The 23504-nt window shown below is 32.7% G+C and carries 24 protein-coding genes; 16 read left to right on the top strand and 8 right to left on the bottom strand.

What is annotated here, in order from left to right; translation table 11 throughout:
- Window positions 1–10 precede the first annotated feature (10 nt).
- The 6 genes from ACKC83_RS09510 to ACKC83_RS09485 all read left to right on the top strand — a co-directional run bounded on the left by ACKC83_RS09510 (window position 11) and on the right by ACKC83_RS09485 (window position 7706).
- Window positions 11–1396 (top strand): tetratricopeptide repeat protein, encoded by a 1386-nt coding sequence (locus tag ACKC83_RS09510; RefSeq protein WP_434035324.1) that lies wholly within the window; start codon window positions 11–13, stop codon window positions 1394–1396.
- A 55-nt stretch (window positions 1397–1451) separates the two neighbouring features.
- Window positions 1452–2459: a DUF368 domain-containing protein gene (locus ACKC83_RS09505; RefSeq protein WP_434035323.1), complete on the top strand. Its 1008-nt coding sequence runs from the start codon at window positions 1452–1454 to the stop codon at window positions 2457–2459.
- The gene (locus ACKC83_RS09500; protein WP_434035322.1) at window positions 2459–3478 is read left to right on the top strand and encodes a DUF368 domain-containing protein; all 1020 of its coding nucleotides are present in this window, start codon (window positions 2459–2461) and stop codon (window positions 3476–3478) included. The genes ACKC83_RS09505 and ACKC83_RS09500 overlap by 1 nt, the downstream gene beginning before the upstream one ends.
- Window positions 3447–4208, top strand: coding sequence for a shikimate dehydrogenase family protein (locus ACKC83_RS09495; RefSeq protein ID WP_434035321.1), 762 nt, complete (start codon window positions 3447–3449; stop codon window positions 4206–4208). Before ACKC83_RS09500 ends, ACKC83_RS09495 begins: the two co-directional genes overlap by 32 nt.
- 100 nt (window positions 4209–4308) lie before the next feature.
- The gene (locus ACKC83_RS09490; protein WP_434035320.1) at window positions 4309–6228 is read left to right on the top strand and encodes a DUF349 domain-containing protein; all 1920 of its coding nucleotides are present in this window, start codon (window positions 4309–4311) and stop codon (window positions 6226–6228) included.
- 209 nt (window positions 6229–6437) lie between these two features.
- On the top strand, window positions 6438–7706 hold the full coding sequence (locus ACKC83_RS09485) for an NAD(P)/FAD-dependent oxidoreductase (RefSeq protein ID WP_414037296.1): 1269 nt from the start codon (window positions 6438–6440) through the stop codon (window positions 7704–7706).
- A gap of 228 nt (window positions 7707–7934) precedes the next feature.
- On the opposite strand, the gene mazG is transcribed toward ACKC83_RS09485, so the two are convergent.
- From mazG to ruvX, 5 genes are all read right to left on the bottom strand, one after another.
- Window positions 7935–8708, bottom strand: a complete 774-nt coding sequence (mazG, locus tag ACKC83_RS09480) for a nucleoside triphosphate pyrophosphohydrolase (protein WP_434035319.1) — start codon at window positions 8706–8708, stop codon at window positions 7935–7937.
- Window positions 8709–8803: 95 nt separating this feature from the next.
- Window positions 8804–9253, bottom strand: coding sequence for a DUF5606 family protein (locus ACKC83_RS09475; protein ID WP_434035318.1), 450 nt, complete (start codon window positions 9251–9253; stop codon window positions 8804–8806).
- A gap of 55 nt (window positions 9254–9308) precedes the next feature.
- Complete coding sequence (gene def, locus ACKC83_RS09470) at window positions 9309–9899, bottom strand: peptide deformylase (RefSeq protein WP_434035317.1); 591 nt, start codon at window positions 9897–9899, stop codon at window positions 9309–9311.
- Window positions 9900–10010: 111 nt separating this feature from the next.
- A complete protein-coding gene (locus tag ACKC83_RS09465) occupies window positions 10011–10286 on the bottom strand; it encodes a hypothetical protein (RefSeq protein WP_434035316.1) in 276 nt (91 codons plus the stop codon).
- 123 nt (window positions 10287–10409) lie between these two features.
- Window positions 10410–10820 (bottom strand): Holliday junction resolvase RuvX, encoded by a 411-nt coding sequence (gene ruvX, locus ACKC83_RS09460; RefSeq protein WP_414037301.1) that lies wholly within the window; start codon window positions 10818–10820, stop codon window positions 10410–10412.
- Window positions 10821–10959: 139 nt separating this feature from the next.
- On the opposite strand from ruvX, the gene ACKC83_RS09455 reads away from it, so the two are divergent.
- Both ACKC83_RS09455 and ACKC83_RS09450 read left to right on the top strand, forming a co-directional pair.
- Entirely contained in the window at window positions 10960–11775 is an 816-nt protein-coding gene (locus ACKC83_RS09455; protein ID WP_414037302.1) for a 2,3,4,5-tetrahydropyridine-2,6-dicarboxylate N-succinyltransferase, read from the top strand.
- A gap of 90 nt (window positions 11776–11865) precedes the next feature.
- On the top strand, window positions 11866–12933 hold the full coding sequence (locus ACKC83_RS09450; RefSeq protein WP_434035315.1) for a glycosyltransferase family 9 protein: 1068 nt from the start codon (window positions 11866–11868) through the stop codon (window positions 12931–12933).
- Here the strand turns inward: ACKC83_RS09450 and ACKC83_RS09445 are convergent.
- Window positions 12930–13751, bottom strand: a complete 822-nt coding sequence (locus ACKC83_RS09445) for a glycosyltransferase family 2 protein (RefSeq protein ID WP_434035314.1) — start codon at window positions 13749–13751, stop codon at window positions 12930–12932. The two genes, ACKC83_RS09450 and ACKC83_RS09445, sit on opposite strands and share 4 nt — an antisense overlap.
- Window positions 13752–14019: 268 nt before the next feature.
- Here ACKC83_RS09445 and ACKC83_RS09440 point away from each other — a divergent pair, with 268 nt between their 5' ends.
- Window positions 14020–14775 (top strand): glycosyltransferase family 2 protein, encoded by a 756-nt coding sequence (locus tag ACKC83_RS09440; protein WP_434035313.1) that lies wholly within the window; start codon window positions 14020–14022, stop codon window positions 14773–14775.
- A 60-nt stretch (window positions 14776–14835) separates the two neighbouring features.
- Window positions 14836–15675 carry a glycosyltransferase gene (locus tag ACKC83_RS09435; protein WP_434035312.1) on the top strand — a complete coding sequence of 280 codons (840 nt, stop codon included), beginning with the start codon at window positions 14836–14838 and terminating at the stop codon, window positions 15673–15675.
- Window positions 15676–15776: 101 nt separating this feature from the next.
- On the opposite strand, the gene ACKC83_RS09430 is transcribed toward ACKC83_RS09435, so the two are convergent.
- Window positions 15777–16541 carry a Kdo domain containing protein gene (locus ACKC83_RS09430; protein WP_434035311.1) on the bottom strand — a complete coding sequence of 255 codons (765 nt, stop codon included), beginning with the start codon at window positions 16539–16541 and terminating at the stop codon, window positions 15777–15779.
- Window positions 16542–16940: 399 nt separating this feature from the next.
- Between ACKC83_RS09430 and ACKC83_RS09425 the strand changes: the two genes are divergently transcribed.
- The 4 genes from ACKC83_RS09425 (at window position 16941) to ACKC83_RS09410 (ending at window position 20590) form a co-directional block, all read left to right on the top strand.
- On the top strand, window positions 16941–17501 hold the full coding sequence (locus tag ACKC83_RS09425; protein ID WP_434035310.1) for an L-threonylcarbamoyladenylate synthase: 561 nt from the start codon (window positions 16941–16943) through the stop codon (window positions 17499–17501).
- A 75-nt stretch (window positions 17502–17576) separates the two neighbouring features.
- The gene (locus ACKC83_RS09420) at window positions 17577–19001 is read left to right on the top strand and encodes a CCA tRNA nucleotidyltransferase (protein WP_434035309.1); all 1425 of its coding nucleotides are present in this window, start codon (window positions 17577–17579) and stop codon (window positions 18999–19001) included.
- 16 nt (window positions 19002–19017) lie between these two features.
- Window positions 19018–20034: a COX15/CtaA family protein gene (locus ACKC83_RS09415; RefSeq protein ID WP_434035308.1), complete on the top strand. Its 1017-nt coding sequence runs from the start codon at window positions 19018–19020 to the stop codon at window positions 20032–20034.
- Between the two features lie 37 nt (window positions 20035–20071).
- The gene (locus ACKC83_RS09410; RefSeq protein ID WP_414037311.1) at window positions 20072–20590 is read left to right on the top strand and encodes an IS1096 element passenger TnpR family protein; all 519 of its coding nucleotides are present in this window, start codon (window positions 20072–20074) and stop codon (window positions 20588–20590) included.
- On the opposite strand, the gene ACKC83_RS09405 is transcribed toward ACKC83_RS09410, so the two are convergent.
- Complete coding sequence (locus ACKC83_RS09405; RefSeq protein WP_414037312.1) at window positions 20591–21652, bottom strand: hypothetical protein; 1062 nt, start codon at window positions 21650–21652, stop codon at window positions 20591–20593. It abuts the gene before it with no gap.
- Between the two features lie 97 nt (window positions 21653–21749).
- Here ACKC83_RS09405 and ACKC83_RS09400 point away from each other — a divergent pair, with 97 nt between their 5' ends.
- Both ACKC83_RS09400 and ACKC83_RS09395 read left to right on the top strand, forming a co-directional pair.
- A complete protein-coding gene (locus ACKC83_RS09400; protein ID WP_434035307.1) occupies window positions 21750–22646 on the top strand; it encodes an ABC transporter ATP-binding protein in 897 nt (298 codons plus the stop codon).
- 16 nt (window positions 22647–22662) lie between these two features.
- The gene (locus ACKC83_RS09395) at window positions 22663–23487 is read left to right on the top strand and encodes an ABC transporter permease (RefSeq protein WP_434035306.1); all 825 of its coding nucleotides are present in this window, start codon (window positions 22663–22665) and stop codon (window positions 23485–23487) included.
- Window positions 23488–23504 lie beyond the last annotated feature (17 nt).

The raw sequence follows: 23504 nt of genomic DNA, 5'->3' as shown, positions 1-23504 counted from the left end.
ATAGCTGCCTATGGAGTTCAGTCCTAACAACAACGAATTATCTTTAACTAAGTTTGAATCTATGCTCAAAACAAATCATGTTTTGTTTTTTGATTCGGAAGAGTTCGAGAATATCATTCATTATTATTTAGATTTAGGTAAAATTACTTTAGCCAAAAAAGCTATAAAATTAGGCCTAGACCAACATCCGTCGTCTACCAATTTAAAATTGTTTAAAATTGAAGTATTTGTCTTCGAAAACAAATTGGAGCAAGCCGATACGATGCTAAATGATTTATATACGTTAGAACCTCAAAACGAAGAAATTTATATTCAGAAAGCAAATATTTTATCTAAAAGAGATTTGCATGAAGAAGCGATTGATGTCTTAAAAAAAGCGATTCAGTTATCTGAAGAAACTGCAGATTTATACTCATTAATAGGCATGGAGTATTTATTCCTTGATAAATTTGAAGAAGCAAAAGATAGTTTTATAAAATGCTTGGAAGAAGATCTTGATGATTATTCTGCATTATATAATATGATTTATTGTTTCGAATTCCTAGAGCAATACGATGAGGCTATCGAATACCTTAATATGTATTTAGATAAAAACCCATACAGTGAAGTGGCTTGGCATCAATTAGGTAAACAATATTTTGCCTTAAAAAAATACAAGAAAGCTATTGCTGCTTACGATTTCGCTATTATATCCGACGATACATTTGTTGGCGCCTATATTGAAAAAGGAAAGGTTCTTGAAAAATTAAAACGTTTTGAAGATGCTATAGAGAGTTATACAACCTCTTTATCTTTAGAAGACCCTACATCTTTTGCTTTGTTACGTATTGGACATTGTTATGAGAAATTAGGCAAAAAAGATTTAGCGGTTAAATATTTTTACAGAACCGTACATGAAGATCCGTTATTAGATAAAGGTTGGGTTGCTATTACACGTTTTTACAGTAAACAAAAGAACTTTCAAAAAGCCTTGTACTATATTAACAAGGCTATACATATTGATGGTGAAAATGTAAAATATTGGAAACTGTATGCGCAAATTAATCATCGTTTAAACTTCTTAGAAGAGGCCGAAGAAGGTTACAAAAGAGCCATTGAGTTAGGAAATTACGAGTTAAACACTTGGATCTCTCGTTGCGATATTTTAATAAAAATTGGTGAACCTGAAGCGGCTATTTATAATCTTTTACAAGCAGCAGAATTTTATCCTGAAAATGCAGAAATAGAATACAGACTAGCGGGTTTGTACTTTAAAGGTAATGAAGTTGAAAAAGCATCGTTTCACTTAAAAAATGGCTTGCATTATAATCCAGAATACGTATTTATTATTGAAGAGCTTTTTCCAGAAACTTACAAATCTAAGCTCGTAAAAAAAGCACTTAAAGCAAAAGATTAGTTCAGGCTATCTAGGTAAAATTCATACCTTTGGGTTTCTATTTTAAAACCTGAAAATGCAACGACAATTAAAAGACTATCTTATAATTTCTCTTAAAGGAATGGCAATGGGTGCTGCAGATGCAGTTCCTGGAGTTTCCGGCGGAACAATAGCCTTTATTTCTGGAATTTACGAAGAACTTATTTCTACAATTAGTAATGTAAACCTATCATTATTTAAAACCTTAAGAACAGACGGTTTTTCTGCATTCTGGAAACAATTAAACGGTAACTTTCTAATGGCGTTACTTACAGGTATAATTGTAAGTTTTGTTTCTTTTATGCGTGTTGCTAAATACTTACTTGAGCACCATCCTGTTCTAATATGGTCGTTTTTCTTCGGTTTAATAATAGCAAGTATTTACTTTGTTGGAAAACAAATAAATCGGTGGGATTTAGGCACTACGGTGAGCTTAGTTATTGGTGCTGTTCTTGCATTTTACATTACTACCCTACCCTCTTTAAACAACAACGGCAGTCCGTGGTTTTTATTTTTCGCAGGAGCTATTGCCATATGTGCAATGATTTTACCAGGAATTTCAGGTTCGTTTATACTTGTTATTTTGGGCGCTTATAAAACATTAAGCGATGCTTTCCATGATTTCGATTTTAAGAAAATTGCATTATTTGCTGGAGGAGCAGTCATCGGATTATTAAGTTTTAGTCATTTATTAAAATGGTTATTTAAAAACTATCACAATACAACCTTAGCGGTATTAACAGGATTTATTTTTGGATCTTTAAACAAAGTATGGCCTTGGAAATTAACCGATACCGTTATAGATAAAGAGACCGGTAATATTATTCCTTTTTCTGATGTATCGAACTTAGGAACACTTTCCATCTTCGAAAAACAATCTCAAATTACAGATGCCTATAAAACGGTTTCCGAAAGCAGTACGATACCTTCTGTGTATTCAGAAATGAATCAAATAGATTCGCATTTAATACCTGCCATAGCTCTTATGGTATTTGGTTTTTTAACTATCTTTATTTTAGAAAAAATAGGAAATAAAAAGAGTTAATGGAGAGCACAAGAACATTATCCGATAAAATTTTCTTAGTCCTTAAAGGATTAGGTATGGGTGCCGCGAATAAGGTTCCTGGAATTTCTGGTGGTGTTGTAGCTTTTGTTTCTGGCTTTTATGAAGAGTTTATATACTCGCTCCAGAAATTTAACGGAAAAGCTTTTAAGCTCCTTATTAACGGTAGATTTAGATTGTTTTATCAGTATATCAATGGTAAATTCTTAAGTCTATTGTTCTTAGGAATGATTATTAGTTATTTCAGTATTTCTAAAATTTTAGATTTCTTAATTCAACATTACGAGCTTTTTGTTTGGAGTGTGTTTTTCGGGATGATAGTAGGTTCTATATACTACATTAGTAAAGATTTTGAAGATTGGAATTATAAAACCATAATCGCCTTACTAATTGGTACTGTGCTCGGGATTAGCATTAGTTTTCTAGACCCGGCGAAGGAAAACGACAATCTTTGGTTTGTCTTTTTCTGCGGTATAATTAGTGTTTCAGGAATGACGCTTCCTGGCTTTTCGGGATCATTTATATTAATTTTACTCGGGAATTATGTGCTACTTTTAGTCGACTCGGTTAACGCATTATACGATACCATTGCAGATATTATTCGGTGGGATTTTAGTTTCATGACAAATCTTGCCCGCATTCAGTTGTTAAAAGTATTGGCTGTATTTACTTTAGGATCTTTTGCTGGTCTTGTTACATTTTCTCATCTTTTAAGTTATATTTTAAAACATTACAAGAGTATTACAATGGCCTCTATTATAGGATTTATTGTTGGCTCTTTGGGCGTTGTTTGGCCATGGAAACAAACCATTTATAAAACTTTAGAATCTGGTGAAGTAGCTTTAGATTCTACAGGATCTAAAGTTGTTACCAATTATATACGCTATATACCCGATTTAAATTCGGAAACATTAATTGCTATTGCGCTCATTATTGTTGGCATTGGCATTGTTTTAATGTTGGAAATTTATGGCGAAAAAACACGAACCAATCATGAATAAATTAGGACTAGTTGGAAAGCAAATTTCGTATTCGTTTTCTAATTCTTATTTCAAGCAAAAGTTTGAAGATTTAAAAATTACAGACACCACATATCAAAATTTTGACTTAGACAATATTTCAGAATTCCCTCTCATATTTACAAATCATCCCGAAGTAAAAGGTTTAAATGTTACCATTCCTTATAAGGAACAAGTGATTCCATTTTTAGACAAATTAGATAAAAAAGCCAAAAAAATTGGAGCTGTAAATACAATTAAAGTCACTAAAAAAGGTAAGCTAATTGGGAGTAACACCGATTATTACGGCTTTAAAAAATCGATCGAACCCTATTTAAAACCTTACCACAATCATGCTTTAATTTTAGGTACCGGAGGAGCCAGCAAAGCCATTGCATTTGCTTTAAAAAAATTAAAAATAAAATTTAAATACGTATCAAGATCGCCTAAAAACGATCAGACTATAAGTTACGACGCCTTAACGTCTGACGTTATGGATACTTATAAAGTAATAATTAATTGTTCTCCTGTGGGTACATTTCCAAATGTAGAAGATTGCCCAAACATTCCCTATCAACTACTTACAGACGAACATTTACTTTTCGATTTAATTTACAACCCCAGTGAAACCACATTTTTAAGAAAAGGACGGGAGCAAAAAGCGACCACTTTAAACGGACTAAAAATGCTGGTTTATCAAGCCGAAAAAGCTTGGAAAATCTGGAATTTATAATTCAAACAAACGGTCTCATTAAAATTATACAACACTTTGTAATTATGCGAGTTGTTAGTATCTTTAGAGACTTATAATTACGAACCAAAACATTTTTTAAATGTCAGAGCAAGATAACCTACAACCTGTAGACGGAAACGAAGAAAAAAAACCGATAGAAACAACTACCGAAGAAACATCGCAAACAGAAACAACTCCTATATCTGAAGTTGATCCTAATAATGAAGATGTAGTATTTGAGGAAATAGAAGCTTCAAATGCTGAAGATGCTGAAGATGAAGGCAACAACGAGCGACACACTATTCCGTTTAAAGAATACGACACCATGTCGTTAGAAGCGTTAGTTATCGAGCTTGAAAAATTGGTCTCTACAGAAAAAGTTCAAGCGATTAAAGAACATGTAGATGGTATTAAAAACGAATTTAATTCTAAATTTAATACGTTAATCGACGAAAAAAAGGAAGAATTTTTAAACGACGGCGGAAACGAAATAGACTTCTACTACTCTAGCCCAGTGCAAAAACGATTTAAAGATGCGTATAAAGACTATAAAGGTCAGTTACATCAGCATTATAAAAAAATTGAAACCAATCTAAAAGGAAACCTTGAAAATAGACTTCGTATTATCGAAGAGATTAAAAGCCTAATTGGTGTCGAAGAAAACATAAACACCACCTATAAACATTTTAAAGATTTACAAGAACAGTGGCGTACGGCGGGTCCTATCCCAAGAGATAAATACAATAATGCTTGGAACAGTTACCACCACCATGTCGAAATCTTCTACGATTTTCTTCATTTAAATCGCGATTTAAGAGATTTAGATTTCAAACATAACCTCGATTTAAAATTAAAAATTATTGAACGTGCTGAAGAATTAGCTCAAGACGACGATACTAATCGCTCGTTTAGAGAATTACAAGTGCTTCATAAAATGTGGAAGGAAGAGTTAGGCCCTGTTTCTAAAGAACACCGAGAAGAAATTTGGAACCGATTTAAAGCGGCTACAAAAATTATACATAATAAGCGTCAGGCCTATTACGACGAGTTGGATAAAGTTTACGAAGTAAATTTAGAGAAGAAGACTTTAATCATTCAAAAAATAGAAAGCTTAACTAACGAAGGAGCAAAATCTCACAACGGTTGGCAAGCAAAAATTAAAGAAATTGAACAATTAAGAGAAGCATTTTTTAGTGCTGGAAAAGTTCCGTTAAAGGTAAACGAATCTACTTGGGCTAAATTTAAAGAAGCGGTACGATCTTTTAATCGCAAAAAGAATGTGTTCTATAAAGATTTAAAGAAAGAACAATTCGATAATCTTCAGAAAAAATTAGAGCTAATTAAAATTGCCGAAGAGCACAAAGATAGCACAGATACTGAAGCGACCACACCTCTTATGAAACGTATACAGAACGATTGGAAAAAAATCGGTCATGTGCCACGTAAGGATAGCGATAAAATTTGGAAGCAATTTAAAGCAGCGTGTAATGCGTATTTCGATAAAATGCACTCTAAAAAGAATGCAGAAAACGAAGTTGAAGTTGAGGCATTTAAGGCTAAATCGGAATTATTAGACAGTTTAAAAACAGTAGAATTTACCGGAGAAAAAGAAAGCGATCTAGAACTTATAAAAACCCAAATCTCTGCTTGGAAAGAAATTGGGCGTGTACCAAGTAATAAACGTTTTATTGAAGGTAAATTTAATAAAGCATTAGACGATCTTTTCAAACAAGTAAAAGTGAGTAAAAATGAAGCCGAACTTATTAAATTTGAAAACAAATTAGACGAGCTAAGCAATGCAGACGACTCTAGACATTTAGACAACGAACGTTTATTTATTAGAAAAAAGATTGACGAAGTTAAAGCTGAAATTAATCAGTTAGAAAACAACTTACAGTTTTTTACAAATGTAAAAGCCGACAATCCATTGGTTAAAGAAGTACATGCAAATATTGCAAGACATAAAGATTCTTTAAAACTTTGGAAAACAAAACTGAGTAAAATAAAAGCTTTATACTAAACATAAGCTGATATAATTTAAGACCATTCATATTTATTTTGAGTGGTCTTTTTTTGTGCTTTGAGGTTAATAATAAAGCAAATACCTACTTATACAGATAAGTTTACGTTCGAAAACGATTGCGAAAAATCTAATGCGCTAGTTACTGTTTTATTAGAAAAAACCACATTATCTTTGACGCTAATACATCCAAATCAAACCTTATTACTATGGAAAATAAGAAAACAATTATTGTTGTTGGTGGTGGTTTTGCAGGCTTAGAATTCATTAATCAAATGAAGCATGCGCACCAATTTAATGTGATACTAGTCGACTTAAATAATTATAATTTTTTCCCACCTTTATTATATCAGGTTGCTGCAGGTTTTATGGAACCATCTGCAATTAGTTACCCGTTCAGAAAAATTTTAAGAAAGCATGAAAATGTAAAATTTAGAATGGGAGAATTGCAAAGAGTTATTCCAGAAGAGAATAAAATTATTCTGAGTAATGGGGAATTGCATTACGATATTCTAGTAATGGCTTCGGGGGCAGAAACCAATTTCTTTGGTAATAAAAACATTGAAGAATTAAGCTTACCAATGAAAACAATATCGGATTCGTTGGCATTACGTAACCTCGTTTTTACGCGTCTAGAACGTGCTACACGAATTGAAGACCCAAATACACGTAAAAAATTACTATCCTTTGTAATTGCAGGAGCTGGTCCTACAGGTGTAGAGCTTTCTGGTTTATTTTCTGAAATGCGTTTACATATTTTAGAAAAAGATTATCCAGAACTTAATCCTAAAGATTTAGGAAACATATATTTGATAGACGGGCAGGATGCTGTACTTGCAGCAATGTCTAAAAGGACTCAAAATTACACTTACGAAAAGTTACAAGAGTATGGGGTAATTATTAAGCTTAACACCTTTGTAAAAGATTTTAAGGATGATGTTGTTTCCCTTTCCGACGGTACAGAAATACATTCTAGAAACTTAATTTGGGCAGCGGGAATTTCGGCTCGAACTTTTGACGGTTTTAAGGAGGACAATTATGGTAGAGGAAAACGTTTAAAAACCAACAGTCATAATTTAGTAGAAGGTTATACTAATATATATGCATTAGGTGATACAGCCATTGTAATTGGTGATAAAGATTATCCTAACGGACATCCACAATTGGCTCAAGTAGCCATTCAACAAGCTAAAAATTTAGGTAAAAACTTAAAATCTAACGCTTGGGAACCATTTAAATATTCTGATAAAGGCTCGATGGCCATAATAGGAAGTAATAAAGCGGTAACAGATGGTCCAGACCAAAAGTTCTTTTTAAAAGGATTTATCGCATGGTTTGTATGGATTTTTGTTCATATTATGTCACTGGTTAGTTTTAGAAACAGAATGCGTGCCTTTTACGATTGGATGGGATACTACATAAATAAAGATCAATCGTTTAGAATGATTATTAGACCTAAAGAGAAAAAATCGGAATAAACAGTACCTTATAAAAAACACAATCCTACCTGAAATTAAATTCAAGTAGGATTGTATTACGTACTAAACTTATTATTATTCCCTAACCTATAAAGAAATAACTTAAAAGAACGACATCCTTTTAATTATAAGGATTATGCTATTAATCTTAATCTATGAAGAATTATGTCATTCTAATAATATATACGCATAAAACCAACTTTTGGACTACGAACATTTTTTAAAAGGCTAAAGTTTCTTTGCTTCTTCCCAAAAGACATCCATTTCAGAGAGCGTCATATCTGCTAAAGACGTATTTAAAAGATTAGCTTTTGCTTCCAAATATTCAAAGCGTTTTTTAAATTTTTTATTGGTGCGTTCTAATGCATTCTCTGGATTAATTTTAAGAAATCTAGCATAATTCACGAGTGAAAACAGCACATCTCCAAACTCGTCTTCCATAGCATCCTGATTTCCAGAGGCAATTTCAACTTTAAATTCTTCAAGTTCTTCTTCTACTTTTTCCCATACTTGTTGTGGCTCTTCCCAATCGAAACCAACACCAGCAACTTTTTCCTGTATACGGCTTGCTTTTACTAATGCCGGTAAACTGTTTGGAACGCCTTGTAAAACACTTTTATTCCCTTCTTTTAGCTTTAAGTTTTCCCAATTACGTTTAACATCCTCTTCATTCTCAACTTTTACGTCGCCATATATATGTGGATGTCTGTTTATTAATTTGTCGCATATACCGTTACATACATCGGCTATATCAAAATCATTAGTTTCGCTTCCTATTTTAGAATAAAACACGATATGAAGTAGTACGTCTCCCAATTCCTTTTTAATTTCTTGTAAATCGTTGTCTAGAATAGCATCGCCAAGCTCGTAAGTTTCTTCTATGGTTAAATGTCTTAAGGTTTCCATAGTTTGCTTTTTATCCCACGGACATTGCTCGCGTAATTCATCCATAATAGTTAATAATCTATCGAAAGCTTCTAATTGTTTGGCACGTGTATTCATAAGATAGGTTTATAGACTTTTTATTAGTTTAAAGGTAATAAAAACAAAAGTCCGACTCTAGGTCGGACTTTAATATGTTTGTTTAATGTGTGATTTTATTCTTTTTCAGAAACAGCATTTTCATTTGCTTCTTCATTTTCTAATGCTTCAGATTCACTTTCAAAATCTAATAAATCATTTTTTTGAAGTAAGTTATACCACTGAATTACTTTTTTAATATCGCTTGGATATACACGGTCTTCATCGTATTCAGGTAAAATTCCAAAGAAATATTCTTCTAATTTATCTTTACTGTCTTTATGACTAATACTTGAAGGTCCGTTGTTTTCTTTTGTTGCAATAGTTTGAAGAACCACTTTTAAAGGTACTTCTTCTGTTAACGTATAAATAGCAATTTCGCTTAACACACTTACGTTATGATTCATTGTTACAGACAGTCTTTTATTATCTAATAAAGATTCTGCAATAAATCCGTTACGCGTTTGCATGATTAACTTGTATAATCCTGGTTTTCCTGAAATAGCTAATACTTTATCTAAGCTCATAAATTAATTTTTAAAAGATGGCAAATATCTTGTGTTTGTGTGGGTATTACAAATATTATCGTTTCTTTTTTTGTTTTGGAAATTTCATTTTGTATTCCACGTTGACTTTTCCTTTAGAGATGTTCTCTAAACGTCCTTTAATTAAACGTTTTTTTAAGGTCGATAGTTTTTCTGTGAATAAAATTCCGTCAATATGGTCGTATTCATGCTGAATAACGCGTGCTACAAGCCCGTCGTAAGTATCGACATGCTTTTCGAAGTTTTCATCTTGATATTCAATAGTTACCTTAGATTTTCTAAAAACATCTTCACGAACATCAGGAATACTTAAACAGCCTTCATTAAATGCCCATTCGTCCCCTTCCTCAGCGGTAATTTTTGCATTAATAAACACTTTTTTAAATCCCGTTAATTCTTTTTGTTCTTCTTCAGACAAATCTTCATCGTCTGCAAAAGGAGCGGCATCTATAACAAATAAACGAATTGGCAAGCCTATTTGTGGCGCGGCAAGTCCTACGCCATATGCATTGTACATGGTTTCGAACATATTATCCAAAAGTTCATCTAATTTCGGATAATCCGGATCTATATCTTGTCCAACTTTTTTTAATACGGGATCGCCATATGCGACTATTGGTAATATCATTTTTGTGCGTTGTAAAAATTGAAATGCAAAAATACAATTCTTACCGTTAATAGCCTATAATAAAAAAACTCCTTTAGTTAGGAGTTTCAAATTTTAAGAAGATTTTAGCTTTTAGCAAGCTACTTTATTATTTATAATAATGAATAAGTCCGAAGTACACTTAATTTTAGCTCTCACCGTAGCTTTTATTAAATCAAGATGTCTGTTTGCGATTTGTAAATCTTTAAGTTTAGCAGGAACTTGAGTGTCTTCAAGAATGGAATTAACATCTAGTGTTTTGTTTAAAACAACCGGATTTATTTCCTTAATATTTTCGTTCTGTGCCTTAAGCGAGATAGAACTAAGCCCCAATATAATTACAAGAAACATTAACTTATTATAGTTCATAGCATTAACTAATTTGAAACGAATATACTCGCTAACTTTAGTTTCTATAAAAAATTTAGTCAAAGTCCTACGAATACTCGACAAATAGCTAAAAACCAGTATTTTTATCGGTAAAAAAACCTTTTACTTAGAATATAAATAACTCTGTAAAATTAGAGTCGCACTAATTTCGTCTATTAAAGCTTTATTTTTTCGTTGCTTTTTTTTCAGACCGCCATCTATCATAGTTTGAAAAGCCATTTTAGAGGTAAACCGTTCGTCTACACGTATAACAGGGATTTGCGGAATAGCTTTAGTCAATTTTTGAAGAAATGGGATAATTAAAGCTTCACTTTCCGAGGCCGTGGCATCCATTTGTTTGGGTTCTCCAACAACAAACAGCTCGACATGTTCTTTAGCGATATAATCTTTTAAAAACGGAATTAACTCTTTAGTGTTTACCGTTGTAAGTCCAGAGGCTATTATCTGAAGTTCGTCGGTTATCGCTAATCCTGTTCTTACCTTTCCAAAATCTATTGCTAAAATTCTTGCCATCTTAATTTTTTTTACAAAGTTACTATTTCATGTACATATTAATATAGATTAGTCTGATAAAGAATTAGATATTTTTTATGATTTCCATTTTAAGGTGATGAATTATAAAAGTATATTTGAAAAAATAAAAAAATTTAGAATGAAAGCATTACAGTCTATCATAGAAGAAGCCTGGGAAAACAGAGCTCTATTGTCAGAAACTAAAACCATCGAAGCGATAAGAAAAGTAATTTCTCTTTTAGATTCTGGAGAATTACGCGTTGCAGAACCAACCGAGAATGGATGGCAAGTTAACGAATGGGTAAAGAAAGGTGTTGTGCTGTATTTCCCTATCCAGAAAATGGAAACTATAGAATGTGGTCCTTTAGAATTTCACGATAAAATTCCGTTAAAAACAGGGTATGCAGAAAAAGGAATTCGTGTTGTACCTCATGCTGTAGCACGTCATGGTGCTTACATTTCTTCTGGTGTAATTTTAATGCCTAGTTACGTAAATATTGGTGCATATGTAGCCGAAGGAACTATGGTAGATACTTGGGCAACTGTTGGTAGTTGTGCTCAGATAGGTAAAAATGTTCACCTTTCTGGTGGTGTTGGTATTGGTGGTGTTTTAGAACCTTTACAAGCGGCTCCGGTTATTATAGAAGATAATGTTTTTGTTGGATCACGTTGTATTGTTGTTGAAGGTGTTCACGTAGAAACAGAAGCTGTTTTAGGTGCCAATGTTGTATTAACTATGAGTACTAAGATTATTGATGTTACTGGAGATACTCCCGTAGAAACAAAAGGTAGAGTTCCTGCACGTTCTGTTGTTATCCCTGGTAGTTATACTAAAAAATTCCCTGCTGGAGAATTTCAAGTACCTTGTGCTTTAATTATCGGAAAACGTAAAGAGAGTACAGATAAGAAAACGTCTTTAAATGATGCACTTCGTGATAATAACGTGGCTGTATAAATAAAATAATTTATTTTTTGACCTCGATAATTTTCAGAAACATGAAATATATCGGGGTCAACTTTTTTTAACTAAACTATTAATTTTAATTTGAAAGTTTTAATCATACAGCAGAAAATGATTGGCGATGTATTGGCCACAAGTATTATGTTTGAAGCCATAAAGCATACATACCCTACAGCCGAATTACATTATGTAATTAACTCACATACATATCCTGTGGTTATGAACAATCCGTTTATAGATTACTTTCATTTTTTTACTTCTGAACAGGAAAAAAGTAAATTCCAACTTTATAATTTTGCAAAGCAATTAAGCAAAGAAAAGTTTGATATTGTAATTGATGTGTATTCTAAATTATCGAGTAAGCTTATCACATTCTTATCGCGTGCAAACACTAAAATTTCTATAGATAAAGGTCGAAAATCTTTTATTTACAATTATACTTTTAAAAATAAGCTCACGGCTAACACAAATGCGGGATTAGCTATAGAGAATCGTTTACAATTATTAAAACCTTTAGATTTAGACCCTTTAAGAATTGTGCGACCAAAGATCTATCTTGCCGAAAAAGAACAGCACGGTGCCAAACAATTTTTAGAATCTAACGGCATAGATTTAAAGAAACCACTATTTATGATTGGTGTTTTAGGAAGCGGAGCTAATAAAACCTATCCGTTTGAATATATGGCAAAAGTCATCGATAACATTGTTTTAACAACACCCGAAAGTCAGATCTTATTTAATTACATCCCCAATCAAGAGGCAGATGCGCAGGCCATTTTTTCTTTATGTTCTGACTTTGCCAAAAAACATATTTACTTTAATATTCTCGGACAAAATCTTAGAGATTTCTTAGGTATTACCTCACATTGTGATGCTCTTATTGGTAACGAAGGTGGTGCTATTAATATGGCAAAAGCCCTAAATATACCAACCTTTACTATATTCTCTCCTTGGATAAAAAAAGAAGCTTGGAATATGTTTGACGACGGACAAAAACACGTATCTGTACATCTTAAAGATTACCAGCCAAATGTTTACCTAGATACTGATCATCCTAAAAAATTAAAATCTAGGGCAACTGCATTATATTTAGACTTTAAGCTAGCCTATTTTGAGAATGATTTAGAAACATTCTTAAAGAGATTACATTAACCTTTTTTAATTCCGAATTCAGTCCACTTTAAGTTTTCCGATTTCACCTTCGCTCGAATAGCTAAATTTTTATTTATAGATTCCTGATTTTTATAACCTCGAGGATGATCTAAATGCAAGCAAATCGCACTGTAACGAATTTGCTTAGACTTTATACCATAATTAAATAAACGCTCCCCTAATTCTCTATCCTGTCCACCATATTGCATACGTTCATCGAGACCGTTCACTGCAATAATGTCTGCTTTCCATCCAGAAGCATTATGTCCGTTCCAACTTGCAGTGGTAGGAGTAAATCTATTTAATAATTTACTTATTACACCTGAAGCTGTTAGTTTATTATTTTTAAAAGACGATTTTAAACCGTGTTGTTTTAACCAAAATAGATTAAAACATGACTGCGATAAGATATCTTCTTTGGTGATTTTATTTGAAATATCCATAGGAAGCATATAATATCCACCAGATAAGAAATAGCCTTTTTCTCTGAAATCTATATGTACTTTCACATAATCTTCTCTTGCCAAACAATCACCATCACTCATTAAAATATAATCTGACGAACATGCTAAAACAGCTTTATTCAAAATTTGTGATTTTTGAAATCCGCGATCTTCATGCCACACATGAACTATAGGAAAAGACACCTCTTTTTTCATCTTTTCAATTAAATTTAACGTGGGTTCTTTAGAGCCATCGTCTGCGATAACAATTTCAAAATCTTTATAATTTTGAGCTTCATAACTCCATAATACCTTTTCTAACCAGGCTTCAGAATTATAAGTACTTATAATAATAGATATATTGGGTTGTTTCACAGATGTAAAGTTTTGATTAATTTAATAAACAATAAACCAAGGCTACATAATAGCATCTATTAAATAGTGGTTTAAAATGTAAAAGTATTAAAAAGCACCATAATTTCTGGAAGTTAAGAAGTATTTACGACTAATTTCACCTTAAATATTGCTATTCCCTTTGTTTCAGACGAATTAAAATTAATTTTGCAATAGTAAACAAAAAGAGCAACTTTTTTTAATTACTATTACTCTTACAGAACGCTTATTTTGTACTTAATAAAATTTCATGACCAAACTTACTGCAATTATCCCTACGGGTAACGAAATACATAATATTGAAGCCGTTATTAAATCGGTGAAATTCGCAGATGAAATTCTAGTCGTAGATAGTTTTAGTACCGATGGTACGTACGAAAAAGCACTTACTTTAGCGACTAAAGTAATACGAAGAGAATATGAATATTCGGCATCTCAAAAAAACTGGGCGATTCCGCAAGCGACATATGAATGGATTTTGTTAGTAGATGCAGACGAGCGCGTAACACCAGAATTACAAGCTGAAATTTTAGACATCCTAAAACAACCAGAACCTGATGTTGTGGCATATTGGATTGGTAGAATGAATCATTTTATGGGTGAACGCGTACATTATAGTGGCTGGAGAAACGATAGTGTTATTCGTCTGTTTAAACGTGATTTTTGCGTCTACCAAGACAAACGTGTTCATGCCGAAATTAAAACAAATGGTAATGTAGGACGCCTAAAGAATAAGTTATATCACAATACCTATATAACTTTTGATAAGTACATCGAGAAAATGAATCGCTACGCTTGGTGGCAAGCTAAAGATTACGATAAGAAAACAGGCAAGCTTACACCCTATCATTTTGTTATAAAACCATTCTGGGGCTTTTTTAAACATTATATTATCCAAAGCGGGTTTAGAGATGGTGTAGTTGGGTTAACCATAGGATATATCCAAGGCTATGTTATTTTTATGAGGTATGTAAAACTTTGGTTATTACGAAAAGGAAGGTCTTAGCGTCCTAAAAATTTTACGCCTTATAACACATTTATTATTTTATTTTTACACAAAAAAGTCATGTTTAAACATTTTGTAATTACACGTTTTAATCTTAAAAAGAAGGATTGGGTCACCAATAAAAATAACGTTGAAGTACTTACAGATGAATGGCATTACAACAGATTTAGGTTATTTAACGATTTCTGTTTATCTACTATTTCTAACCAAACTAATAAAAATTTTGAATGGTTAGTGTATTTCGACTCCTCTACAAAAGCAGAGTTTAGAGCTATTATTTCGGATATTGAAGCTAAGCTTCCAAATTTCAAGCCGTTTTTTGTAGATGGTATGGATGCGTATTTACCCGCTATCCAGAGCTATATAAAAGCCAGCGATGCTGATTATGTCATTACGTCTAGACTGGACAATGACGACTCGGTTAGTAAGGATTATATCGATATTATTCAGCAACAATTTATAGAAAAGCCATTTCTCGCTATAGATTTTATTAACGGGTATACACTTAACACCTCAAAACCTTACCGTTTAGGTAAAAAACTACATCAATTTAACCCGTTTATATCTTTAATCGAAAAAAACGATAATCCGATGACGGTGTGGAGTAAAACACATGGCAACTGGAAAAAGGAAAAAAACTTAATTCAAATTAAAGATCACCGCATATGGTGTTCTATAATTCATACCGAAAATAAGGTGAATGAGTTCACGGGTTATGACGCGGTAAATTTAGAGCACTTTTTCAAGCGGTTTACTTTTTCGTCTACAACAGAAGAATCTATCCGACACGATTTTCAAGATCAATCGCATTGGACGCTATTAAGTACTAAAAACAAAATGCTATCGAATTATAAATATTACCGTCGAAAACTTAAAAAGCAATTAGGATTTTACAAATAGTAGTCCGTCCACTTGCTTTTAAAATTAAAGCTTGATTTTAGACTCCTCCTATTCAAAAGTATGGCTGTTTACCGAACCCAATCACACACTTGAGGAGCATGCTATTTTTTCCAGAATTTTAATTTCTTCTTCAGTCGTTTCTTTTTATGAAAATGTTCCTGAAAGGTATCGGTATACCCTTGCATAGCGGTATAAATTTTGTCGAAAGATTCTCCAGAGCATTTTGCGTACTCGTCGCTCATTACCTCTATCATAGATTTATGAGTCGTTAATCTTCCAAAATTTTTCATGCGCGTTTCAAAATTCATTGGGCCAAATTCCATTCTATTTAAATCGACTAAATAATACTGGTAATTTTCTCCTATTTTTTTAATTAAAGTATTTCCTGGCGAATGGTCTAAAAAGTTAATTTGTTTTTCGTGTAAATCGAATGTAAACCGTGTAAATCCGCGAAGAATCGCTTCATGATCGGGATAATTTAAATCGCGACACAGCTCGCGAAATGTAAATTCACTTTCTAATTGTTCACTTATATAATAACTACTTTTAAAAACTAACGGTGAAGTATACTCATAATACCCAATAGGCTCTGGCGTCCCTACTCCTTTTTCTTTAAGAATATTGGCATATTCGAAAGAGCGTTGTGCCTTGCTCTTTCTAAAAAACTTATAAGCAATTTGATTAATGACATTAGGAACCTTAAACGCTTTTATATTAATTAAGCCATCGTGTAAAGGAAATACCTTAATTGTATTTCGCTCTTGATGTATCCGTTCTTCTCCTAAGCTAGAAAAATTCTTTATAAATTCATTTATAACACCTTGCGCATCAGTAAATGATTCATTAAATACTTTTTTCTCTTTCATTTTTTTAATCCCTATTAATTAAAATTAAGCACGCTTTATAAGTCACTTAAATTGCGCAACAAAATTACAACATTTATAGTGGCAATACTAAATTCCAATCTTAGAAATCTATCGCTCCACCAGCAAACTCGATAAAACTAAGAACAAAAAATAGCACTACTTCCCATTCCACGCTTCCAATTATAAGAACCTCTATTTAACAATATATATGTTTAACACCATTGAGACGAACTATAAATAAGTCTAATATATCGGTTTAGCTAGCTAAAATGAAGCATCTTGATTTGTACCACTCAAAATTTTATAACGATATACATAATCCTAATTCAGATTATTTCAAAAATGTACCGAGATTAATCCTAAATTTGCAGAAATTGTTTTTAATTATTTGAACATATAATGCAAAAAGAAATTACAACCGCGTTAAAAATATTAAGAGAAGGTGGACTCATACTTTATCCTACAGATACGGTTTGGGGCATTGGTTGCGACGCAAACAATGAAGAGGCTGTAAATAAAATTTTTAAACTAAAGCAACGCCAGGATAGCAAAGCTTTAATTTGTCTTGTTGCAGACGACCGTATGCTGAAGAAATATGTAAAAGAAATTCCAGAAGCCGCTTATAGTTTATTCGACATACACGAAACACCGATTACTATTATTTACGACGAACCACAAAATCTGGCTCCGAATTTAATTGCAGAAGATAACACCATCGCGATTCGTATTCCTGATGACGAATTTTGCTTTCAGTTATCGAGAAGATTTAATGGAGCAATCGTGTCTACTTCTGCAAATATTAGTAAACAACCCACTCCAAAATCATTTAAAGAAATCACTCCCGAGATTTTAAAAGGTGTAGACTATGTCGTAAATTTGCACCACGAAAAAAAGAACACAAAACCGTCGTCTATTATTAAGTTGAGTAATAGTGGTGTTGTGAAAGTTATACGAGAGTAATATCTCAGATTTCGAGCATCAAATGTTACGCTATTTAAGTTTAAAATTTGATGCTCGAACATTGGAATTTCATAAATGAATTACAAAGAAGCACTACAGAACCCAATTTTTAAAATCATTTCTAAATCTGCAAAAGAATTAGATCTCGATAGTTATGTAATTGGCGGATTTGTTCGCGATTTTATCTTAAATCGTGGCCGTGTAAAAGATATTGATGTCGTTGCCATTGGTAGCGGTATTAACTTAGCTAGACAAGTCGCAAAAAATTTACCGAACAAACCTAAAGTTCAAGTTTTTAAAACCTACGGTACCGCCATGTTGCGTTACGACGGAATTGAAATTGAATTTGTAGGCGCTAGAAAAGAATCTTACAACGAAGATAGTAGAAATCCTGTTGTAGAGAACGGCACACTGGAAGACGACCAAAACCGTCGTGATTTTACTATAAATGCCTTGGCTCTCGATTTAAACGAAAATCGGTTTGGAGATTTGTTAGATCCGTTTGAAGGTATTCAAGATTTAAAAGATCAAATTATCCGAACACCTTTAAATCCAGATATTACATATAGCGACGACCCTTTACGTATGATGCGTGCTGTGCGATTTGCATCGCAATTAAACTTTGTAATTGAAGAAAAATCTTTAGATGCGATTACTAGAAATAGTGAGCGTTTAAAAATTATTACAAAGGAGCGTATTATTGTCGAGCTAAATAAAATTCTAGAAAGCAAAACCCCATCTGTCGGATTTTTATTGTTAGAAAAAACAGGACTTCTTGATTTTATTTTACCAGAATTAACAGCCTTAAAGGGTATTGATGAAGTTGAAGGCCAACGCCATAAAGACAATTTCTATCATACATTAGAGGTTGTAGACAATATTGCTAAACACACCGACAATCTTTGGTTACGTTGGGCTGCGTTACTACACGACATTGGAAAAGCACCAACAAAACGATTTAGTAAAAAAGTAGGTTGGACATTCCACGGACATGAATTTGAAGGTTCTAAAATGACTTATCATTTATTCAAGCGTTTAAAACTGCCATTAAATGACAAGATGAAGTTTGTTCAGAAAATGGTCTTTATGAGCTCCCGTCCTATTGTTCTAGCTCAAGATATTGTAACAGATTCTGCCGTTAGACGCTTAGTATTCGATGCAGGAGATGCTGTAGAAGATTTAATGACGTTATGTGAGGCAGATATCACCACTAAGAATCCGAAAAAATTCAAGAAATATCACAACAATTTTAAAATTGTAAGAGATAAAATTGTTGAAGTTGAAGCACGAGATCATGTACGTAATTTTCAACCTCCAATTTCCGGAGAAGAGATTATGGCAACATTTAGTTTAAAACCTTCTAAAGAAATAGGCATGATAAAAGATGTTATTAAAGAAGCCATCTTAGAAGGAGACATTCCAAATGAATACGAAGCCGCCTTTCAATTAATGTTAAAGGTTGGAAAGAAAATGGGATTAACAGCTAGCCTTAAGTCGTAATTATAAATGTGTTAGAATGAAAACAAAAGACAACAAAAACGTAATTTACTGGTTATTAACCGGATGTGTTTTAATCTTTATCATGGTTATAGTGGGCGGTATAACGCGCCTTACAGATTCTGGCCTTTCAATTTCTAACTACAAACTTATCACGGGTACCTTGCCCCCTATGGGAGATGCAGAGTGGCATGATGCTTTCGAATTGTATAAACAACATCCCGAATTTAAACATTACAATTCGCACTTTACTATAGACGATTTTAAAAGCATTTACTTCTGGGAGTGGTTTCACCGCTTAATAGGCCGTGTTATTGGCTTGGTGTTCTTTTTCCCTTTTGTATATTTTTTAATAACAAAACAGCTAAAAAAATCGACTATAAAAAAATGCATCATTTTATTATGCATGGGTGGTTTTCAAGGCTTTTTAGGTTGGTACATGGTAAAAAGTGGCTTGGTAGATATGCCAGATGTTAGTCATTTTAGACTAGCCGCACACTTAACTGCGGCCTTTTTAACATTCGCTGCAACACTTTGGGTAGCCTTAGATTTAATTTATCCGAGTAAAAAATGGGTTAATTCTAAATATAGAAACCTCATCATAGTCACTTATATCGTACTATTAATTCAGATCATTTATGGCGCCTTTATTGCGGGATTAAAAGCTGGATTGGTGCACAATCATTGGCCATTAATGAACGAAGGTAAATTTATGCACCCTACGGTATACGTAATGGAACCTTTTTATAAAAATCTAATTGAAAACCCTAGTGGTATTCAGTTTGTACACCGCATGCTAGCCTATGTAGTAGTTGGTTTAATTGTTTTACTTTGGTACAAATCGAAGAAATTACAAGTCACAAATAATCAGAAAACAGCTATAAATGCCTTACTTATATTGGTTGTATTTCAATTTATTTTAGGTGTTTCTACTCTACTTTTATACGTTCCAGTTTGGCTTGGCGTATTGCATCAAGTTGGTGCATTTTTCTTATTATCGGCAATGACATTTATGTTACATCGCTTTAGCAAATAATCATAAAAATAGTATCTTTACCCCTTAATTTTTTAGCATGATTTATAGATTTAGAGTAATCTTAGATAACGATACAGAAGAGGATGTCTTTCGCGATTTAGAACTTCGTAAAACAGACACCTTAGAAGATTTACACAATATTATTACCCAAGCTTTTGGTTTTGACGGAACTGAAATGGCATCATTTTACAAAAGTGACGATGAGTGGAATCAGGGTGAAGAATTTTCTTTATTCGATTTAAGCGACGGTCAAGAAGCTGTAAGCTTAATGAATGAAACCGTTTTAGATACGATTGTAAATAGTGAAAACACCAAACTAATCTATGTGTACGATTTCTTTAATATGTGGACTTTCTTCGTAGAGTTAGGAGAAATTGCAAGCGAAGTAGAAGGCGTAGATTATCCTAATTTAATGTTTGTTCACGGTCAAATTCCAGCCGAAGTTCCTGAACGAAACTTCGAAGCTGAGGATGATTTTGACGACTTCAATGAGTTTGAAGACGATATGGATTTAGAAGATTACGACGATTTGGATTTCGACGAAAATTGGAATTAATTACAATATCTTTTTCATGTTAACGTCTTCGTAATTACGTTTTACGAAGGCTAAAGCATGTTTTAAAATTTCGCCCATAGTCTTACAGTATTTAAAATTCATATCTAAGGTATAATCGTAGATAACAGATTTTAATTGCTCTAAATTTTCATCTGTAGAAATTTTATCATGCATCATACAGTCAATTAACTTTGTAAGGCGTTTGTTATAACTAATTACACGTTTAGCTATAATAGAACGCTCTTCAACTTTATATTGATCTATAGAGGCTTCACTAATTTTTTCTTTGACGAGTTTAACCATTTGATAGTTTTCCTTAAAAAACTGTGGTCGGTAAATATTAAATTTACCTTCGTAACATTGTTGGTCAAAATCTATAGCGCGTACTTTATATACAATCTGATCGAAATCGTGAGTCGGAATTACAACATAGTTATAAGAACGCATATCCCCTAATAAACGAATCATACAACGTTCGTTAAATTTTACAAACTCTTTGGCAATTTGTGCTTTTTCTGGCTTTGTACAGTTTGGTAACATATCTTTTATAAACACATCTCCAGGAATACCTGCAATATGCTCTTCAATCAACGTATCTTTATACACCAAAAAGTTAAGACTATTTGGAGATAGCATATGCTCGAGTTCTAAGCCATAGATACGAGAAGCATCGGCCTTTTTAATGTAGAAATGCGTGTAGTTATCGTTTAAAATATTACGCACTTTAATACGGAAGGGTTGCGAATTACCAAAGGTGCAAAAATCAATACTATCTACATTTAGGAATTGAAATATCTTTTCACTACCATCAGAAACCAAGTTTGAATACACCCGCTTTAACGCTAAATCTATTTCCTTTCGGTCGTATTCATTATAATATACCCGAAGCCAAAGTGTGTCTTCATCGTCCTTATCGAAAACGGATATAGCGCCTTGAAAACGTAATAAATCATCGTAAAAAATAGGCAGTTCAAAATTTCTGTTATACTCAGAAAGATATCGGTCTAACTTCTTAATAACAGGAAATGAAGGCTTCTTCTTTGAAATTTTTAAATCATCCATATTCACAAATTTACTCAATTTTCTGCTTTATTTTATTAGCTTGTAACAAATTTAATTGATATTCGTCTTATTAATATAACAACTAAAACCATCCATTTTGGCAGGCATACTTACAATTACCAATCTTACAAAAAAATTCGGTCCACTTACCGCCGTAAATAATCTTTCCTTTACTATAAATAAAGGCAATGTTTACGGGATTTTAGGACCCAACGGAAGCGGAAAATCAACCACGCTCGGAATCGTTTTAAATGTGGTTAACAAAACATCCGGCGATTTTAGTTGGTTTGGTGGCGATGTTTCTACACACGATGCCTTAAAAAAAGTAGGCGCTATTATTGAGCGTCCTAATTTTTACCCGTATATGACGGCTTACCAAAACCTAAAATTGGTATGTAAAATAAAAGGCATCACTTATAGTAAAATTGAAGAAAAACTGGACGTTGTTGGACTGTTAGACAGAAAACACAGTAAGTTTCAATCTTTTTCTTTAGGGATGAAACAACGTTTAGCTATAGCTTCAGCCCTATTAAATGACCCTGAAATTTTAATTTTAGACGAACCTACTAACGGTTTAGATCCGCAAGGAATTCATCAAATTAGAGAAATTATCCGTCAAATTGCTCAGAAAGGAACCACTATATTATTAGCCTCCCACTTATTAGATGAAGTAGAAAAAGTGTGTTCGCATGTTGTTGTATTACGAAAAGGTGTAAAATTATATTCTGGCCGCGTAGACGAGATGATTGCCAGCCATGGCTTCTTCGAATTAAAAGCGGAAGACAACACTTTACTAAAAGGGTTCTTAGAACTTAATGATGCATTTGGAGCCATCACTGAAGAAAACTCCATTTTAAAAGTGCTTTTAAACAAACCTATGGAAGCCTTAGAATTAAACAAAATGTTATTTGAAAGAGGTATTCTTTTATCACATTTAGTAAAACGTAAACAGAGTTTAGAAGAACAATTTTTACAATTAACCGACAACCAATAAGCCAAAAATCAAGACCATGTTACGACTTTTAAATTTAGAATTACAAAAACTTCTACTTAATCGCGCGAGTAAAGTGTTGATTTTTATTTCATTTATTTTACCGTTTACTGTATTAATATTATCATCTATAAAAATAAACTTCTTTGGCTTATTTACGCTTGAATTAGGCGAACTAGGCATTTTTAATTTCCCTATAATTTGGCATATCACCACTTTTTTCGCCTCGCAATTTAAATTTTTCTTTGCCATAGTTGTGGTCAGTATGATTGGGAACGAATACAGTAATAAAACCATTAAACAGAACCTAATCGATGGGCTGAGTAAGAAAGAATTTATCTTATCTAAATTTTATACCATTGTATTTTTCTCTTTAATTGCTACCGTTTTAATTGGAGTTGCAACACTTTGTATTGGGTTATATTACTCAAGTTATAACGAGTTAAGTATTATTTTTAGAGAGACTAATTTCTTACTTGCTTACTTTGTAAAACTTGTTGGATTTTTTAGTTTGTGCTTATTTTTAGCCATGTTGGTAAAACGCTCTGCTTTTGCATTAGGAGGTCTATTTGTTTTATTTATTGTAGAATGGGTGGTTTTCGGGATTTTAACTTGGCAAATAAATTCAGAAATTGCAGAGAAAATACAGCGGTTTTTTCCACTAAAATCCATGTATAATCTTATAAAACAACCTTTTCAGCGTGTAATGATGACGAAATTTCCAGAGAAGTCCGAGATGTTTTACGACTATTCTGTGCACACGTCGGATATTATTATCGTTACAGCGTGGACAGCAATTTTTATCTTTTTGTCATTTAAATTATTAGAGAAAAGAGATTTATAATATCTTTCGGGAGACTA

Origin of the sequence: Formosa bonchosmolovskayae (genome assembly GCF_051016085.1) — a bacterium.
In the GTDB taxonomy this organism is placed as follows: domain Bacteria; phylum Bacteroidota; class Bacteroidia; order Flavobacteriales; family Flavobacteriaceae; genus Formosa.
This window is presented reverse-complemented; position numbering and strand designations above follow the sequence as displayed.

Coding starts and splice junctions, on each gene's coding strand:
- ACKC83_RS09490 (WP_434035320.1), top strand. CDS start 4,309: ATGTCAGAGCAAGATAACCTACAACCTGTAGACGGAAACGAAGAAAAA.
- ACKC83_RS09465 (WP_434035316.1), bottom strand. CDS start 10,286: ATGAACTATAATAAGTTAATGTTTCTTGTAATTATATTGGGGCTTAGT.
- ACKC83_RS09435 (WP_434035312.1), top strand. CDS start 14,836: ATGTTTAAACATTTTGTAATTACACGTTTTAATCTTAAAAAGAAGGAT.
- ACKC83_RS09485 (WP_414037296.1), top strand. CDS start 6,438: ATGGAAAATAAGAAAACAATTATTGTTGTTGGTGGTGGTTTTGCAGGC.
- ACKC83_RS09500 (WP_434035322.1), top strand. CDS start 2,459: ATGGAGAGCACAAGAACATTATCCGATAAAATTTTCTTAGTCCTTAAA.
- ACKC83_RS09475 (WP_434035318.1), bottom strand. CDS start 9,253: ATGAGCTTAGATAAAGTATTAGCTATTTCAGGAAAACCAGGATTATAC.
- def (WP_434035317.1), bottom strand. CDS start 9,899: ATGATATTACCAATAGTCGCATATGGCGATCCCGTATTAAAAAAAGTT.
- ACKC83_RS09505 (WP_434035323.1), top strand. CDS start 1,452: ATGCAACGACAATTAAAAGACTATCTTATAATTTCTCTTAAAGGAATG.
- ACKC83_RS09440 (WP_434035313.1), top strand. CDS start 14,020: ATGACCAAACTTACTGCAATTATCCCTACGGGTAACGAAATACATAAT.
- ACKC83_RS09405 (WP_414037312.1), bottom strand. CDS start 21,652: ATGGATGATTTAAAAATTTCAAAGAAGAAGCCTTCATTTCCTGTTATT.
- mazG (WP_434035319.1), bottom strand. CDS start 8,708: ATGAATACACGTGCCAAACAATTAGAAGCTTTCGATAGATTATTAACT.
- ACKC83_RS09455 (WP_414037302.1), top strand. CDS start 10,960: ATGAAAGCATTACAGTCTATCATAGAAGAAGCCTGGGAAAACAGAGCT.
- ACKC83_RS09510 (WP_434035324.1), top strand. CDS start 11: ATGGAGTTCAGTCCTAACAACAACGAATTATCTTTAACTAAGTTTGAA.
- ACKC83_RS09430 (WP_434035311.1), bottom strand. CDS start 16,541: ATGAAAGAGAAAAAAGTATTTAATGAATCATTTACTGATGCGCAAGGT.
- ACKC83_RS09395 (WP_434035306.1), top strand. CDS start 22,663: ATGTTACGACTTTTAAATTTAGAATTACAAAAACTTCTACTTAATCGC.
- ACKC83_RS09420 (WP_434035309.1), top strand. CDS start 17,577: ATGAATTACAAAGAAGCACTACAGAACCCAATTTTTAAAATCATTTCT.
- ACKC83_RS09425 (WP_434035310.1), top strand. CDS start 16,941: ATGCAAAAAGAAATTACAACCGCGTTAAAAATATTAAGAGAAGGTGGA.
- ACKC83_RS09495 (WP_434035321.1), top strand. CDS start 3,447: ATGGCGAAAAAACACGAACCAATCATGAATAAATTAGGACTAGTTGGA.
- ACKC83_RS09410 (WP_414037311.1), top strand. CDS start 20,072: ATGATTTATAGATTTAGAGTAATCTTAGATAACGATACAGAAGAGGAT.
- ruvX (WP_414037301.1), bottom strand. CDS start 10,820: ATGGCAAGAATTTTAGCAATAGATTTTGGAAAGGTAAGAACAGGATTA.
- ACKC83_RS09415 (WP_434035308.1), top strand. CDS start 19,018: ATGAAAACAAAAGACAACAAAAACGTAATTTACTGGTTATTAACCGGA.